Annotated in this window: 14 protein-coding genes and 1 pseudogene; 5 read left to right on the top strand and 10 right to left on the bottom strand. The window is 67.4% G+C overall.

The features are described from left to right. Positions 1 to 34 precede the first annotated feature (34 nt). The 5 genes and pseudogenes from AC27IO_RS06055 to AC27IO_RS06035 all read right to left on the bottom strand — a co-directional run bounded on the left by AC27IO_RS06055 (position 35) and on the right by AC27IO_RS06035 (position 5,271). Positions 35 to 763: an ABC transporter ATP-binding protein gene (locus tag AC27IO_RS06055; protein WP_272564618.1), complete on the bottom strand. Its 729-nt coding sequence runs from the start codon at positions 761 to 763 to the stop codon at positions 35 to 37. A gap of 2 nt (positions 764 to 765) precedes the next feature. After that, positions 766 to 1,548, bottom strand: a complete 783-nt coding sequence (locus AC27IO_RS06050) for an ABC transporter ATP-binding protein (RefSeq protein WP_272548690.1) — start codon at positions 1,546 to 1,548, stop codon at positions 766 to 768. A gap of 19 nt (positions 1,549 to 1,567) precedes the next feature. Further along, positions 1,568 to 2,648: pseudogene (locus AC27IO_RS06045) on the bottom strand (ABC transporter permease subunit). Positions 2,649 to 2,661: 13 nt separating this feature from the next. Then, entirely contained in the window at positions 2,662 to 3,591 is a 930-nt protein-coding gene (locus AC27IO_RS06040; protein WP_272564621.1) for a branched-chain amino acid ABC transporter permease, read from the bottom strand. Between the two features lie 375 nt (positions 3,592 to 3,966). Beyond that, the gene (locus AC27IO_RS06035; protein ID WP_498737901.1) at positions 3,967 to 5,271 is read right to left on the bottom strand and encodes a replication-associated recombination protein A; all 1,305 of its coding nucleotides are present in this window, start codon (positions 5,269 to 5,271) and stop codon (positions 3,967 to 3,969) included. 254 nt (positions 5,272 to 5,525) lie between these two features. On the opposite strand from AC27IO_RS06035, the gene AC27IO_RS06030 reads away from it, so the two are divergent. Next, positions 5,526 to 5,882, top strand: a complete 357-nt coding sequence (locus AC27IO_RS06030; RefSeq protein ID WP_272564622.1) for a DUF1304 domain-containing protein — start codon at positions 5,526 to 5,528, stop codon at positions 5,880 to 5,882. 110 nt (positions 5,883 to 5,992) lie between these two features. Here AC27IO_RS06030 and lolA read toward each other — a convergent pair whose 3' ends face one another. Further along, positions 5,993 to 6,625 carry an outer membrane lipoprotein periplasmic chaperone LolA gene (lolA, locus tag AC27IO_RS06025; protein ID WP_272564623.1) on the bottom strand — a complete coding sequence of 211 codons (633 nt, stop codon included), beginning with the start codon at positions 6,623 to 6,625 and terminating at the stop codon, positions 5,993 to 5,995. A gap of 49 nt (positions 6,626 to 6,674) precedes the next feature. Continuing rightward, complete coding sequence (locus AC27IO_RS06020) at positions 6,675 to 9,014, bottom strand: DNA translocase FtsK (RefSeq protein ID WP_498737880.1); 2,340 nt, start codon at positions 9,012 to 9,014, stop codon at positions 6,675 to 6,677. 225 nt (positions 9,015 to 9,239) lie between these two features. On the opposite strand from AC27IO_RS06020, the gene trxB reads away from it, so the two are divergent. From trxB to rpmG, 3 genes are all read left to right on the top strand, one after another. Beyond that, the gene (gene trxB, locus AC27IO_RS06015; protein ID WP_272564625.1) at positions 9,240 to 10,199 is read left to right on the top strand and encodes a thioredoxin-disulfide reductase; all 960 of its coding nucleotides are present in this window, start codon (positions 9,240 to 9,242) and stop codon (positions 10,197 to 10,199) included. A gap of 193 nt (positions 10,200 to 10,392) precedes the next feature. After that, positions 10,393 to 10,626 carry a 50S ribosomal protein L28 gene (gene rpmB / locus AC27IO_RS06010; protein ID WP_087496789.1) on the top strand — a complete coding sequence of 78 codons (234 nt, stop codon included), beginning with the start codon at positions 10,393 to 10,395 and terminating at the stop codon, positions 10,624 to 10,626. An 11-nt stretch (positions 10,627 to 10,637) separates the two neighbouring features. Then, complete coding sequence (gene rpmG / locus AC27IO_RS06005; protein WP_008904999.1) at positions 10,638 to 10,808, top strand: 50S ribosomal protein L33; 171 nt, start codon at positions 10,638 to 10,640, stop codon at positions 10,806 to 10,808. Positions 10,809 to 10,933: 125 nt separating this feature from the next. Here rpmG and AC27IO_RS06000 read toward each other — a convergent pair whose 3' ends face one another. Next, positions 10,934 to 12,439 (bottom strand): aminotransferase-like domain-containing protein, encoded by a 1,506-nt coding sequence (locus AC27IO_RS06000; RefSeq protein WP_498737876.1) that lies wholly within the window; start codon positions 12,437 to 12,439, stop codon positions 10,934 to 10,936. A gap of 221 nt (positions 12,440 to 12,660) precedes the next feature. On the opposite strand from AC27IO_RS06000, the gene AC27IO_RS05995 reads away from it, so the two are divergent. Next, positions 12,661 to 13,074, top strand: coding sequence for a hypothetical protein (locus AC27IO_RS05995; RefSeq protein ID WP_498737874.1), 414 nt, complete (start codon positions 12,661 to 12,663; stop codon positions 13,072 to 13,074). 64 nt (positions 13,075 to 13,138) lie between these two features. Here AC27IO_RS05995 and AC27IO_RS05990 read toward each other — a convergent pair whose 3' ends face one another. Then, positions 13,139 to 14,353: a DesA family fatty acid desaturase gene (locus tag AC27IO_RS05990; RefSeq protein ID WP_284429078.1), complete on the bottom strand. Its 1,215-nt coding sequence runs from the start codon at positions 14,351 to 14,353 to the stop codon at positions 13,139 to 13,141. 137 nt (positions 14,354 to 14,490) lie between these two features. Further along, the coding region (locus tag AC27IO_RS05985; RefSeq protein ID WP_498737871.1) for an RsmB/NOP family class I SAM-dependent RNA methyltransferase at positions 14,491 to 15,233 on the bottom strand (743 nt) is incomplete at its 5' end.

The following is a 15,233-nucleotide window of genomic DNA, read 5'->3' as shown; positions in this document are numbered from 1 at the left end:
GGCTGGCGGCGCGTGGAGGCAACGGGAGACGGGCTCACTCGCCCAGGTAGGCGGCGCGCACGCGCGGGTCGCTCAGCAGTTGCTGGCCGGGGCCCGTCATGGTGATGAGGCCCGACTCCATCACGTAGCCACGGTCGGCCAGTGCCAGCGCGCGGCTGGCGTTCTGCTCCACCAAGACGATGGTCACGCCCAGGGCGTACACGTCGCGCACCACCTCGAAGATCTTGTCCACCATGATGGGCGACAGGCCCATGGAGGGCTCGTCCAGCAGCAGCACCTTGGGCTGGCTCATCAGCGCGCGGCCCATGGCCAGCATCTGCTGTTCGCCGCCCGACATGGTGCCGGCCAGTTGGTCCTTGCGCTCGCGCAGGCGCGGGAAGATGGTGAACATCTTCTCGATGTCGGCCGCGATGCCGGCCTTGTCGTTGCGGATGTAGGCGCCCATCTGCAGGTTCTCGGTGATGGTCATGCGCGCGAACACGCCCCGGCCTTCCGGCACCATCACGAGACCCTTCTTCACCAGGTCCCAGGCGCCCTGCCCCCGGATGCTCTTGCCCAGGTACTCGATGTCGCCATCGGCGAACGGCAGCGTGCCCGTGATGGCCTTCATGGTGGTCGTCTTGCCGGCGCCGTTGGAGCCGATCAGCGACACCAGCTCTCCCTCGCGCACCTCGAAGTCCACACCCTTCACGGCCTGGATACCGCCGTATGCCACCTTCAGGCCCGAGACCTTGAGCAACACGTTGTTGGATTTTTCGGCCATTCTCAATGTCCTCCGGTGCCCAGGTAGGCCTCAATCACTTTTTCGTTCTTCTGCACGGTGGCAGGCGTGCCTTCGGCGATCTGCTTGCCGTAGTCGAGCACCGTGACGCGGTCGCACAGGCCCATCACCAGCTTCACGTCGTGCTCGATGAGCAAGATGGTGCGGTTGTCGTTGCGGATGCGGTCGATCAGCTCGCGCAGCTGCACCTTCTCGGTCGCGTTCATGCCGGCGGCCGGCTCGTCGAGCGCGATCAGTTGCGGGTCGGTGGCCAGGGCGCGGGCGATCTCCAGGCGGCGCTGGTCGCCGTAGCTCAGGGTGCGCGCCTTGTAGTCGGCGAACTTGCCGATGCCCACGTAGTCGAGCAGCTCCTGCGCCCGGCGGGCGATCGCGGCCTCTTCTTCCTTGAAGCCCTTGGTGCGCAGCACGGCGCCCAGCAGCCCCGACTTGGTGCGGATGTGCCGCCCCACCATCACGTTCTCCAGCGCCGTCATTTCGGCGAAGAGGCGGATGTTCTGGAACGTGCGGGCGATGCCCGCCTTGGCCACTTCGTGCACGGCCGTGGGCTGGTAGGGCTTGCCTGCCAGCTCGAAGCTGCCGCTGTCGGGCGTATAAAGCCCGGTGATCACGTTGAAGAACGTGGTCTTGCCGGCGCCGTTGGGACCGATCAGGCCGTAGACCTGACCCCGTTCAATGGTGATGCCGACGTCGGACAGGGCTTGCAAGCCGCCGAAGCGCTTGGAAATGCCGGCGACCTTCAGCACCACATCGTTGGATTTCTCTGCCATTTCTAACTTTCAGTGCTGTTCAGGTCTTTTGCGTCAGGCTCTTGCCATGGTCGGGCGCGGGCCACAGGCCGCGGGGACGCAGCAGCATGATGATGATCATGGCCAGCGCGATCAGCAGCTGGCGCAGGATGGCGGAGTCGAGGCGGCCGTCCGTCATGGCCTGCAGCGGACCGGCCACGTAGCGCAGCACTTCCGGCAGGGCCGACAGGAGCACGGCGCCCAGGATCACGCCGGGGATGTGGCCGATGCCGCCCAGCACCACCATGGCGACGATCATGACCGACTCCATCAGGCTGAACGATTCGGGCGACACGAAGCCCTGGAAGGCACCGAACATGGCGCCGGACACGCCGCCGAACGAAGCGCCCATGCCGAAGGCCAGCAGCTTCATGTTGCGGGTGTTGATGCCCATGGCCTTGGCGGCGATCTCGTCTTCGCGGATGGCCATCCAGGCGCGGCCGATGCGCGAGTCCTGCAGGCGATAGCAGATGATGACGCTCAGCACCACCAGCACCAGGAACAGGTAGTAATACAGCGTGACCGACGAGATGTCGAACCCGAACACTTCCAGGCGCTTGCCCAGGTCCAGCCCGAACACCTTCACCGAATCGATCTGCCCGATGCCCTTGGGGCCGTTGGTCAGGTTGACGGGGTGGTCCAGGTTGTTCAGGAAGATGCGGATGATCTCGCCGAAACCCAGCGTCACGATGGCCAGGTAGTCCCCGCGCAGCTTGAGCGTGGGGGCCCCGAGCACCGCCCCGAAGATCGCGGCCACCAGCGCCGCGAGCGGTATGACCAGCCACAGTGACGTGTGCAGCCCGTTGGGGGAACATGGCCGCGAACGACGCGAAGGTCTCCGACAGGTGGGGCGATGCCATCAGTGCGAACAGGTAGGCGCCCACGGCGTAGAACGCCACGTAACCCAGGTCCAGCAGGCCGGCGTAGCCCACCACGATGTTCAGGCCCAGGGCCAGCAGCACGTAGAGCAGCGCCAGGTCGGCGATGCGCACCCAGGCGTTGCCGAAATACTGCAGCATGAAAGGAAGCAGCAGCAGCGCGATGCCGCCGACGATCCACTGTGCGGTTTTGTTTTGCTTCATGACAATGGGTTCCTCAGGCGCGATCGGCCACACGCTCGCCCAGCAGGCCCGAGGGGCGCAGCGTGAGGATGATGATGAGCACGATGAATGCAAAGATGTCGGTGTAGTGGCTGCCCAGCAGGCCGCCTGTGAGGGTGCCGATGTAGCCCGAGCCGATGGCCTCGATCAGGCCGAGCAGGATGCCGCCCACCACCGCGCCGGCCAGGTTGCCGATGCCGCCGAACACCGCGGCCGTGAAGGCCTTGAGGCCGGGCAGAAAGCCCATGGTGTGCTGCGCGGTGCCGTAGTTGGAGGCATACATGATGCCGGCGATGGCCGCCAGGATGGCGCCGATGATGAAGGTCGCCGAGATCACCATGTCGGGTTTCACGCCCATCAGGGAGGCCACGCGGGGGTTTTCCGCGGTGGCGCGCATGGCGCGGCCGAGCTTGGTGTAGTTCACCAGATACACCAGCGAAGCCAGTGCGACCACCGTCACGCTCAGGATCAGCACCTGGGTGGAGGTGATCACCGCGCCGCCGACCTGGAACGGGGTCGTGGGCAGCAGGGTGGGATACGGCTTGTAGTTCGGCTTCCAGATGATCATGGCCAGCGTCTGCAGCAGGATCGACATCCCGATGGCGGTGATCAGGGGCGCCAGGCGCGGACTGCTGCGCAGCGGCTTGTAGGCGACCTTTTCGATGACGAAGTTCAGCGCCGCGGCGACAACGCAGGCGATCAGGGTGGCCAGGAGAAGGATGATCCAGCCCGGTGCCCCGGGCATGGCCTCTTGCATCAGGCCAATGCAACTCCAACTGGTGAGAGCGCCGATCATCAGCACTTCCCCATGGGCAAAATTAATCAGCTGAATAATGCCGTACACCATCGTGTAGCCCAAGGCTATCAAGGCGTACATGCTGCCGAGAACCAGACCGTTGATGATCTGCTGCAGCAAGATGTCCATAAAAAAAAGTCCTTCGTGTTTGTAACGCGCGCACTTCGCAAGCCAAGATCGGCAGTGCCTTGTGAGCCCCCAATGCCACCTAGCAAAAAACCCGCCAGGAGCAAAGCTGTGCGGGTTTGGTGGACGGGATTGTAGCCAGTCGAAACCGTGCGCCTTTAGCACGTTTGGCGGGGTTTTCCCTTGGACTCGCGCGCCATCAGCGGGGCGACGTCACCATTAGCCGGGGTGATGCAGCCGAGGGATTGACCCGGGTGGCTTATACGGTTCAGTAGCCGCCAACCACCCCGCCCGAGGGGGCGGCCGGTGGGCCGGGCGGAGATGCTGCCCGGTGAGGGACCGGGGGGGCGCAGCCTCGCAGCGCCCTCCCGTTCCCCCTCAATCCTTGGCCGCGTCCTGGTCCAGCTGGCGCAACTGGGCCAGCTTGTCGGCGATCTTGGCCTCCAGCCCGCGGGGCACCGGCTGGTACCAGCGGGGCTCGGGCATGTCCTCGGGCAGGTAGGTCTCGCCCGCCGCGTAGCCGCCGGGCTCGTCGTGGGCGTAGCGGTAGGCCTTGCCGTGGCCCAGCTCCTTCATCAGCTTGGTGGGCGCGTTGCGCAGGTGGTTGGGCACCTCGCGCGACTTGTCCTTCTTGATGAACGCCTTGGCCTGGTTGTAGGCCATGTAGCCGGCGTTGCTCTTGGCCGCCACGGCCAGGTAGATCACGGCCTGGGCCAGCGCCAGTTCACCCTCGGGCGAGCCCAGGCGCTCGTAGGTGAGCGCCGCGTCGTTGGCGATCTGCATGGCGCGCGGATCGGCCAGGCCGATGTCCTCCCAGGCCATGCGCACGATGCGGCGCGCGAGGTATTTCGCATCCGCGCCGCCGTCCAGCATGCGGCTGAGCCAGTACAGCGCCGCGTCGGGGTGCGATCCACGCACGGATTTGTGCAGCGCCGAGATCTGGTCGTAGAAGTTGTCGCCGCCCTTGTCGAAGCGGCGCGCGTTGAGGGTGAGCGCGCTCTCCAGGAAAGCGGCGTCCACCTGCTGCACCCCGGCGGCGCGCGCGGCGGTGTCGGTCTGCTCGACCAGGTTGAGCAGGCGCCGCGCATCACCGTCGGCATAGCCCACGAGCGTGTCCACCGCCGCGTCGTCCAGCTGCAGGTGGGTGAGCACCTTGTCCTGCGCCCGGCACACGAGCTGCTTCAGTTCGTCGTCGGTCAGCACCTGCAGCACATACACCTGGGCACGCGAGAGCAGCGCCGAATTGACTTCGAACGACGGGTTTTCGGTGGTCGCGCCCACGAAGGTCACCAGGCCCGACTCCACGAACGGCAGCAGGCCGTCCTGTTGGCTCTTGTTGAAGCGGTGGATCTCGTCCACGAACAGGATGGTCTTCTTGCCCAGCGCCAGATTGTGTTCGGCCTGCTCCATCGAGGCGCGGATTTCCTTCACGCCCGAGAACACCGCCGACAGAGCGATGAACTCATAGCCGAACGCGCTCGCCGTGAGCCGCGCCAGCGTGGTCTTGCCCACGCCGGGCGGACCCCAGAGGATCATCGAATGCGGCTTGCCCGACTCGAACGCCAGCCGCAGCGGCCGGCCTGCACCGATCAGGTGCGACTGGCCGATGACCTCGTCCAGGCTGGCCGGGCGCAGGGCCTCCGCGAGCGGCGCGGTGGGGGCGGAGGAAAAGAGATCGGCCATGGGCTTGGGGGTCAATGGGTAGGCTCAATGAAGAAGTAGTGAACGCGATGGGAGCAAAAGATCCAGGGCCAACGCCAACGGGCCAGGCACCGGGTGACGCGGGAGGACGCTCGGCAGGCAGGCAGCACGGCACCGCGACGCCCGATTATTCTCCGTCCCCCTGCGGGGCGCTTCGCCCCCCTGGGCCTGCGGGAATTTCCCGCACAATGCCGCGGCGCCCGTTCCGATTCGAAAACCCAAGGAGGAGATCCCCCATGTCCATCGCCGCCAATGCCGTCGTCGCCCTGATCGCCCTGCTCCACGTCTACATCCTGGTGCTGGAGATGTTCCTGTGGGACAAGCCCGCTGGCCTGCGCGCCTTCGGGCAGAGCGCGGAACGGGCCGCCGCCACCAAGGTGCTGGCGGCCAACCAGGGGCTCTACAACGGCTTTCTCGCGGCGGGCCTGTTCTGGGGCCTGTGGCTGGGCGGGGCCGGCCTGGGCGTGAAGGTGTTCTTCCTGCTGTGCGTGCTGGTGGCTGGCGTGTTCGGCGCCGCCACGGCGTCCCGCAAGATCCTGTTCATCCAGGCCATTCCGGCCGCCGTGGGCCTGGCCCTGGTGCTGCTGGCCTGATCCGGCGCGCTGCGGCGCCAGGGCACATGCCATGTATCAAAATGGCCGCCAGCGCAATCAGTACTAGGGCATTACGCTACAAATACGATAGCAAAAAGACTTTTAACCGATCACTGCTTGACCACGTCCGCGCCCGCTGGCGGCTTGAAGTCGAACGTCGAGGCCGGCAGCGAGGCGCTCGACTGCACGTTGGTGAAGCGGATGGCCGAGCGCTGACCGAAGCTGTCCAGGATGTCGAGCGCCGCGAGCCGTTCGCCCTGGAAGCCCACGCGCACGCTCTTGAGCTGCCCGTCCTTGGCCTTCGGCGTGGCCAGCACCCACTGCAGTCCGTCCTGCTCGGGCTGCGACTCCAGAGCGAAGTCGGCGCGCAGCGCCTGCAGGTCGGGCGCCGAGGCCAGCAGCGCTGCCGGCGTGGTGCCCAGGGCCTGGGCCTGCGCGCGCTGGGTGACCTGGTTCAGGTCGGCGTCGTAGAGCCACAGCGTCTTGCCGTCGGCCACGATGGTCTGCTCGAACGGCTTTTGGTAGGTGAAGCGAAAACGCCCGGGGCGCTGGAATTCGAAGGTGCCGCTGGACGTCTTGGTCCGCGCCGCCTCGCCGTCCTTCGGGGGGGCGGTGACGGTCTGCGTGAAATCGGCACGGCCGGCGGCCGCACCCTTCATGAAGGACTCGAGGCTTTTGAGGCCGTCGGCGCTGGCGCACTGGGCAGCGGCCGCGATCAGTGCGGTGAGGATGATTTTTTTCATGGGTTCTCGGTATCTGAGGCCGGGTGCCGGCTTTTCCAGGGCCGCCGGCTCATTCGCCGCCGCGGGCAGGCACCAGCACTTCGCGCTGGCCGCTGGTGGTGAGGCCGCTCACGAGGCCCGCCTTCTCCATGTCTTCGAGCAGGCGGGCGGAGCGGTTGTAGCCGATGCGCAGCTTGCGCTGCACATACGAAATGCTGGCCTTGCGGTCCTTGAGCACCACTTCCACGGCCTGGTCGTACATGGGGTCCTTCTCGCCGCTGCCTCCGTCCCCGTCGCCCAGCGGGCCGTCGTCGCCATCGACCGTGCCGCCCTCCAGCACGCCCTCGATGTAGTCGGGCTCGCCCTGGCTCTTGAGGTAGCTCACCACGCGGTGCACCTCTTCGTCGGACACGAAGGCGCCGTGCACGCGCACGGGCAGGCCGGTGCCGCTGGCCATGTAGAGCATGTCGCCCATGCCCAGCAGGGCCTCGGCGCCCATCTGGTCCAGGATGGTGCGGCTGTCGATCTTGCTGCTCACCTGGAAGGCGATGCGCGTCGGAATGTTGGCCTTGATCAGCCCGGTGATCACGTCCACGCTGGGGCGCTGCGTGGCCAGGATGAGGTGGATGCCGGCTGCGCGCGCCTTTTGCGCCAGGCGGGCGATCAGCTCTTCGATCTTCTTGCCGACCACCATCATCAGGTCGGCCAGTTCGTCGATGACCACCACGATGTGCGGCAGGCGCTGCAGCGGCTCGGGCTCTTCGGGCGTGAGGCTGAACGGGTTGTAGATGAACTCCTCGCGCGCCTTGGCCTCGTCGATCTTCACGTTGTAGCCGGCCAGGTTGCGCACGCCCAGCTTGCTCATGAGCTTGTAGCGGCGCTCCATCTCGGCCACGCACCAGTTCAGGCCGTGGGCGGCCTGCTTCATGTCGGTGACCACGGGCGCCAGCAGGTGCGGAATGCCTTCGTACACCGACATTTCCAGCATCTTGGGGTCGATCATCAGCAGGCGCACATCGCGCGCCTCGGCCTTGTAGAGCAGCGATAGGATCATGGCGTTGATCCCCACCGACTTGCCCGAGCCGGTGGTGCCGGCCACCAGCACATGCGGCATCTTGGCCAGGTCGGCCACCACGGGGTTGCCCACGATGTCCTTGCCCAGGCCCATGGTGAGCATGCTCTTGCCCTCGTGGTAGACGTGCGAGCCGAGGATCTCGGACAGCCGGATCGACTGCCGCTTGGCGTTGGGCAGCTCCAGCGCCATGAAGTTCTTGCCCGGGATCGTCTCGATCACGCGGATGGAGACCAGCGACAGCGAGCGCGCCAGGTCCTTGGCCAGGCCCACGATCTGCGAGCCTTTCACGCCGGTGGCGGGCTCGATCTCGTAGCGGGTGATGACCGGGCCCGGCATGGCGGCGACCACGCGCACTTCCACGCCGAAATCCTTGAGTTTCTTCTCGATGAGGCGGCTGGTCATCTCCAGGGTTTCGGGCGAGACCGTCTCCTGGCGCTGCGCGGGCGGGCCGTCCAGCAGATCGACCTGCGGCAGGCGGCTGTCGGGCATGTCAGTGAACAGGGGCTTTTGGCGTTCCTTCACCACGCGGGCGCTCTGGGGCACGTCGGACAGCACCGGCTCGATGATCTGCACCGGCTGGGGATGGTGCTGCTCGACCTCGTGGCGCTCCTCCAGCACCACCTCTTCGCGTTCGCGCGCGGCGCGCTTGCCCACGGCCACGTCCTTGGCCTTCTCGCGCTTGGCCCGGCCCAGCTGCACCAGCGCATCGATGCGCCCGCCCAGCCGCTCGGCCACGTGGCCCCAGGAGAAGCGGAACACCAGCGCCGCGCCCAGCACCACCAGGATCACGCCCACCAGGCCCGAGCCGGTGAACCCCAGCCACTTCACGCCCGCAGGCCCGGTGAGATAGCCGATCGCACCGCCCGCATGGCCGGGCAACAGGGACTCCAGCCGGTACAGGCGCGACCACTCCAGCCCGGTGCTGGCCGCCATCAACACGATGAGGCCGCCCCAGAACATCGCGCGCCGCACCATCGGGCTGTGCCCATTGGCGCCGGCGTCTTCGCCGCCCCGCATCCATCGCGCCAGGGAAGACAGCCAGGCCCGCACCGCCGCGGCCACGCACCACCAGACCGAAAAGCCCAGCGCGAAATAGCTGCTGTCGGCCAGCCAGGCACCGAAGCGGCCGGCCCAGTTGGCCATCAGCCGGCCGTCGCCCACGCCCGAGGTGGACCAGGCGGCGTCCTGCCCCGAATAGGTCGCCAACGCCAGCAGCCAGAAAACCAGGGCCACGAGACCGAGCACCAGGCTGATCTCGTGGCCGAAACGTGCGGCCCCGCTGCGGGGCGGCGACTTGCCTGCGGAGGCATTGAGGGTATTGAGGGAGTAGGTCATAAACGTGCGCGGCCAAGCTTACCCCATGCGCATTGCGCGGTTTTTGCGCCGGTCGCGGCACCGAGCGCCCCGGTGGAGCGCCCGGCTTTTCATCGCTTCTTACAATGGGCGCGATTGAAAAAGCGGCGCCATCCACCGGTGGCGGCGGGTTGATACTCCGCGGCTGCGGTCCCATCTGCCCATCCAGCCCGGCCGCGGGCGCATACAAACATTTACCTTCCTTCCATGTCCAACACGCAACACGCCAAAGTCCTGATCCTCGGCTCCGGCCCCGCCGGCTACACCGCCGCCGTGTACGCAGCGCGCGCCAACCTGAGCCCCGTGCTCATCACGGGCATCGCCCAGGGCGGCCAGCTGATGACCACGACGGAAGTGGACAACTGGCCGGCGGACGTGCACGGCGTGCAGGGCCCCGACCTGATGCAGCGCTTCCTGGAGCATGCCGAGCGCTTCAAGACGCAGATCGTGTTCGATCACATCAACCAGGTGGACTTCAGCCAGCGGCCGTTCACGCTCAAGGGCGACAGCGGCACCTACACCTGCGACGCGCTCATCCTGGCGACCGGCGCCTCGGCCAAGTACCTGGGCCTGCCGTCCGAGGAGGCCTTCATGGGCCGCGGCGTGTCGGGCTGCGCCACCTGCGACGGCTTCTTCTACCGCGAGCAGGACGTGTGCGTGGTCGGCGGCGGCAACACCGCCGTGGAAGAGGCGCTGTACCTGTCCAACATCGCCCGCAAGGTCACGCTGGTGCACCGCCGCGACCGGTTCAAGGCCGAGCCCATCCTGGTGGACAAGCTCAACGAGAAGGTGGCGGCCGGCAAGATCGAATTGAAGTTGTTCCACACGCTGGACGAGGTGCTGGGCAACGACGGCGGCGTGACGGGCATCCGCGTCAAGAGCACGGTGGACGGCCGCACCGAGGACATCGCGCTGCAGGGCTGCTTCATCGCCATCGGCCACTCGCCCAACACCGCCATCTTCGAAGGCCAGTTGACCATGGAGAACGGCTACATCGTCACGCAGGGCGGCCTCAAGGGCTTCGCCACGCAGACCAGCGTGCCGGGCATCTTCGCCGCAGGCGATGTGCAGGACCATGTGTACCGCCAGGCCATCACCAGCGCGGGCACGGGCTGCATGGCCGCGCTGGATGCGCAGCGCTTTCTCGAACAGGATGGCGTCATCTGAACAAAGCGGGCTATAATCCGCGGCTTTGCTGAAATTGGGCGGGCTTTGCGCCATCCTGGACACGGCAATCGGGTTACCGCCACCCTGAACTGGCGAGGTGAGGCCGACGGCAGGCCTTGCGATCCAAAGCGCTCTTCGCTGGCGATCCGCAGGGCACCCGCTCGAAGGCCGTTGAAAACATTGGAGTGTCCTCATGGCACGCGTATGTGAAGTCACGGGCAAGGGCCCGATGGTCGGGAACAATGTTTCCCACGCCAACAACAAAACCAAGCGCCGGTTCCTGCCGAACCTGCAATACCGCCGTTTCTGGGTCGAGAGCGAAAACCGCTGGGTGCGCCTGCGCATCTCCAACGCCGGCCTGCGTTTGATCGACAAGAACGGTATTGACTCCGTGCTCGCAGACCTGCGTGCACGTGGCCAAGCTTAAGGAGAAGCACCATGGCAAGCAAAGGCGGACGCGACAAGATCAAGCTGGAATCCACTGCGGGTACCGGCCACTTCTACACCACCACCAAGAACAAGAAGACGATGCCCGAGAAGATGCTGATCATGAAATTTGATCCAAAAGCTCGCAAGCACGTCGAATACAAGGAAATGAAGCTGAAGTAATTCAGCCTCAGGCCCCTTCAAAAACCGCCCGGCACCCCGGGCGGTTTTTTTATGCCCGCTTGCGCTGTTCATGATCGCCGGCCGGCGTGCTCCCCATCGGTGCTGCCTCGGCAGCGGGCAGCGCGTCAGGCCGCGCGGCGCAGGGCCGGCTCGGCGCGCTGCTGGGCCATGAGCGTGCCCAGCGCGCGGTAGGCCTCCTCCACCTCGGGCGTGAACGGCATGCCGCAGCTCAGGCGCAGGAAGTTCTCGTAGCGCCCGGTGTTGGAGAACATCGGGCCCGGCGCGATGCGGATGCCGCACTGCAGGGCCTGGTCGTACAGGCGCGTGGTGGAAATGTCGGGGGGCAGCTCCAGCCACAGGCTGATCCCGCCCGGCGGCAAACTCAGGCGCGTGCCCACCGGAAAATACCGCGCCACCGCGCGCGCCGAATGCTCCCGCTGCACACGCAACTGGGTGCGCATGCGGCGCATGTGGCGCTCGTACGCTGGTGAGTCCACGCTGCGCGCGGCCAGCAACTGGGACCAGGTCTGCATGTTGCGCGTGCGGGCGAACTTGAGCATCTGCACCCGGGCCTGCCAGCGCCCGGCGCTCATCCAGCCCTGGCGCAGGCCGGGCGCGAAGCTCTTGCTGAGCGAGGCGCAATAGATCACCTGCCCGGCATCGCCCACCTTGTCCCAGGCCTTGGCCGGCCGCAGTGCGCGGGGCGACTCGACGAACTCGCGGTAGATGTCGTCCTCGACGAGTGCCAGCCCGTATTCCACGCACAGCGCCACCAGGCGTTCCTTGTGCGCATCGGGCATCACGCTGCCCTGGGGCATCTGCAGGTGGGGCACCACCACCACGCCCTTCAAGCGTGGCTCGTTGCGCGCCGCCAGTTCCAGCGCCTCCAGCGAAATGCCGGTGTGCGGGCTGCAGGGAATCTCCAGCGCCTTCAGGCCGCGCACCTGGATGGCCTGCAGGATGCCGAAGAACGTCGGCGACTCCACCGCGATCACGTCGCCCGGCTCGGCGATGGCATCCAGCGCCAGCGTGACCGCCTCCGAATTGCCATGGGTGGCACCGATGTCGGAGGGCGCCAGGCACACTCCGAACGTGAGCGCATGGCGGGCCATCGCCTGCTGGAACTCCACGTGGGTGGTGGGCGCCGAGGGCCCATAGACGAGGATGTCGGGCTGCTCGCGCAGCAGGCTTTGCGCCAGCCGGTTCAGCGCCCGGGCATCGAACAGGCTGGGCGCCGGCATGGCGCTGCCCAGGTCCAGCGGCACCCGGCCGGCGCGGCGCGCCTTTTCCAGGAACATGGAGATGCGCTCGTTGATGCCGGCGAACACGCTCGGGTCGTCCGGCAGCGGCTCCAGCAATTCGGGCTCGCGCGCGCCGGGCAGCGCCATGCCGCCGGGCTCGCGCACGAAGTAGCCCACGCGCTCGCGGGCCTCCACGCTGCCCTGGGATTCGAGGTGCCGCAGCACCTGCAGCGCGGTCGTCAGGCTCACCTGGTGGCGCTGGCACAGCTCTCGCACCGACGGCATGCGCATGCCCGGCTGCAAACTGCCGGCGGCGATCGCCTGCTCGTACAGGGCCGCCAGCTGGCGGTACAGGGGGGTGGTCTCTCGGGGATCGGCAGGGCGGGACATGGCAGGCATCGGAAGAACCCGCGCGCCAGGCCCCGCGCGCGGCAAGCGGGAATCCCATCATGCCCCGGCACGGTGCACCGGAACAGATACAGGATGGAACATGGCGAACCATAACAGCCCCCTGCCGATCGCGGCTGTTCTACCTGCCGCCGGTGGCGCTTGTACCTGCCCCAAAAGGCCGGCTTTTCTTACGCTGGAGCCCTCATCCGAAGGAGTCCGCCATGACGCAAGCCCCCCGCCCGACCGCCACTGCCACCACCGCCGCCCCCCCCCTGCGCCTTGTTCTGGACATCGCACCGGGGCAGCACGTGCTGGCCTGCCTGCCCCCGGCCAGCACGCTCCGGGCGCTGGAGGGCGACATCGCCCTGGGCTTCGGCCCGCTGGTCTGCGGGCAGGTGCTGCATGGGGGCCAGCAGACGCTGGTGGCCGGGCAGGCACTCACCCAGAACGGCGGTGCTCCCACCGCCTGGGTCCGCCTGGGCAACCCGGGCCGCCGGCCGGTGCGCGCTGTCTTGATCGAAGCGGTGCCGCAGCCCGGCGCCCTGGCGCAGGCCTGGGGATGGATGAAGGCCCGGTGGCATGCTGCCGCAGCCAGCGGAGCGCGGGCGACCGGCGAGGTCGGCGCAGCGCACTGAGCCGCAGCCGACACGGGTCGGCCCTGGGACGCCGAAGCGTTGTCGACCCGGCAGTCCCTGAGGGTCAGACCTGCGCCGCGCGCAGCCGCAGCGAAAACTCGCGCAGGGCCGCCACGCCGCTTTCCTCGGCGCGGTGGCACCAGGCCTGCAGGTCGGCCGTGAGCTGCTCGCGCGACTGCGACGTGTTCAGCCACAGCTGGCGCAGTTCTTCGCGCATGGTCATCATCTTGTCGAGCACCGGATGGGCAGCGCGGGCCTGGGCCAGGTGCGGCTTGGCGCGGGCGGGCACCTTCTCGGCATCGCGGTGGGCCCAGCGGCGCGCGGCGCGCAGCACGGAAACATCGGCCTTGCGGGCCTTGAGCGCCGCCAACTCCTCGCGGCAGGCCTGGCGCACGCCACGGGCGTAGCCGGCCATCACTTCGTAGCGGTTGGCGATCAGCGCCTCCAGCGTGTGCTCGTCGGCCACCGGCTTCACGGCGCCCAGGCGCAGCTTGGGCGGCACCTTCTTGACGGTGGCCCAGCCGACGGCGCGCATCAGGGAGATGTACATCCAGCCGATGTCGAATTCATAGGGCTTGACCGAGAACTTGGCCGCGGTCGGATAGGTGTGGTGGTTGTTGTGCAGCTCTTCGCCGCCGATCACCACGCCCCAGGGCACGAGGTTGGTGCTGGCGTCCTGCGCCTCGAAGTTGCGGTAGCCCCAGAAGTGGCCGATGCCATTGACCACGCCGGCCGCCCAGAAGGGAATCCACAGCATCTGCACGGCCCACACCGTGGCGCCCAGGCCGCCGAACAGCACCAGGTTGATGATGAGCATGAGGCCCACGCCCTGCCAGGCGAACCGGCTGTACACGTTGCGCTCCACCCAGTCGTCGGGCGTGCCGTGGCCGAACTTGCGCACCGTCTCGGCATTGTTCGCCTCGGCGCGGTACAGCTCGGCGCCGCGCCACATCACGGTGTCCAGGCCGCGGGTCTGCGGGCTGTGGGGGTCTTCCTCGGTCTCGCACTTGGCGTGGTGCTTGCGGTGGATGGCCACCCACTCGCGGGTCACCATGCCGGTGCCCAGCCACAGCCAGAAGCGGAAGAAGTGCGAGGGCACCGGGCCCAGCTCCACCGAGCGGTGCGCCTGCGCGCGGTGCAAAAAGATGGTCACCGCCGCGATGGTGATGTGCGTGGTGAACAGCGTGTACAGCACCACCTGCCACCACGACAGGTTCCACAGGCCGTGGCCCAGCCAGTCGATGGCGGCGTTCAGAACAGCCCAGTCGGGTAACAGCATAGGGAGCCTTCGCTAGCGAACAAGATGAAATCGCGGCCCGTTCAGGGCAGCTGAATGATTTTAGGGGGCGATGCAGGCACGATGCCGTGCATACCCGCAACACCGCCGTTGTCTTGCGGGGGTGTGCGGCACGGCTTTCAGGGCTTGCGCGTCCACACGGCGGCAAAAAAACCGTCGGTCTGGTGCAGATGGGGCCAAAGGCGCAGATAACCAGTGCCCGATTCCCCGCCGCTGCACAGCGCGCCGGCCTGCTCCACCTTGAGCTGGGTGAGCAGCTCGCCTGCATCGGCCGGCACGAAGTCGGGGTGCGCGGCACCGAAGGCCTCCGCGATGGCCTCGTTCTCCTCGGGCAGCACGCTGCAGGTGGCGTACACCAGCCGGCCACCCGGCTTGAGCAGGCGCGCGACGCTGGCGAGGATGGCCGTCTGCTTGGCCACCAGTTCCTGCACCGCCTGGGGGCTCTGGCGCCACTTCAGGTCGGGGTTGCGGCGCAGCGTGCCCAGGCCGGAGCACGGCGCATCCACCAGCACGCGGTCGATTTTGCCGGCCAGGCGCTTGATGCGGTCGTCGCGCTCGTGCGCGATGGCGGCGGGGTGCACGTTCGACAGGCCGCTGCGGGCCAGCCGGGGCTTGAGCGCGTCGAGCCGGTGGGCCGACACGTCGAAGGCATAGAGGCGCCCGGTGTTGCGCATGGCCGCGCCGATGGCCAGCGTCTTGCCGCCGGCACCCGCACAAAAGTCGACCACCATCTCGCCGCGCTTGGCATCGAGCAGCAGCGCGAGCAACTGCGAGCCTTCGTCCTGCACCTCGACGGCGCCGCGCGTGAAGGCATCGAGCTTGGCGAGCGCGGGCTTGCCGTCCACGCGCAGGCCCCAGGGGG

The organism is Acidovorax sp. KNOB132 (assembly GCF_057541515.1).
The sequence above is the reverse complement of the archived record's forward strand: the minus strand, read 5'-3'. Positions and strand labels throughout refer to the sequence as shown.

What these genes read in the sequence shown, in the direction of transcription:
- AC27IO_RS06040 (WP_272564621.1), bottom strand. Translation starts at nt 3,591, where the DNA reads ATGGACATCTTGCTGCAGCAGATCATCAACGGTCTGGTTCTCGGCAGC.
- AC27IO_RS05990 (WP_284429078.1), bottom strand. Translation starts at nt 14,353, where the DNA reads ATGCTGTTACCCGACTGGGCTGTTCTGAACGCCGCCATCGACTGGCTG.
- AC27IO_RS06000 (WP_498737876.1), bottom strand. Translation starts at nt 12,439, where the DNA reads ATGTCCCGCCCTGCCGATCCCCGAGAGACCACCCCCCTGTACCGCCAG.
- rpmB (WP_087496789.1), top strand. Translation starts at nt 10,393, where the DNA reads ATGGCACGCGTATGTGAAGTCACGGGCAAGGGCCCGATGGTCGGGAAC.
- lolA (WP_272564623.1), bottom strand. Translation starts at nt 6,625, where the DNA reads ATGAAAAAAATCATCCTCACCGCACTGATCGCGGCCGCTGCCCAGTGC.
- AC27IO_RS06055 (WP_272564618.1), bottom strand. Translation starts at nt 763, where the DNA reads ATGGCCGAAAAATCCAACAACGTGTTGCTCAAGGTCTCGGGCCTGAAG.
- AC27IO_RS06035 (WP_498737901.1), bottom strand. Translation starts at nt 5,271, where the DNA reads ATGGCCGATCTCTTTTCCTCCGCCCCCACCGCGCCGCTCGCGGAGGCC.
- AC27IO_RS06050 (WP_272548690.1), bottom strand. Translation starts at nt 1,548, where the DNA reads ATGGCAGAGAAATCCAACGATGTGGTGCTGAAGGTCGCCGGCATTTCC.
- AC27IO_RS06030 (WP_272564622.1), top strand. Translation starts at nt 5,526, where the DNA reads ATGTCCATCGCCGCCAATGCCGTCGTCGCCCTGATCGCCCTGCTCCAC.
- rpmG (WP_008904999.1), top strand. Translation starts at nt 10,638, where the DNA reads ATGGCAAGCAAAGGCGGACGCGACAAGATCAAGCTGGAATCCACTGCG.
- AC27IO_RS05995 (WP_498737874.1), top strand. Translation starts at nt 12,661, where the DNA reads ATGACGCAAGCCCCCCGCCCGACCGCCACTGCCACCACCGCCGCCCCC.
- AC27IO_RS06020 (WP_498737880.1), bottom strand. Translation starts at nt 9,014, where the DNA reads ATGACCTACTCCCTCAATACCCTCAATGCCTCCGCAGGCAAGTCGCCG.
- trxB (WP_272564625.1), top strand. Translation starts at nt 9,240, where the DNA reads ATGTCCAACACGCAACACGCCAAAGTCCTGATCCTCGGCTCCGGCCCC.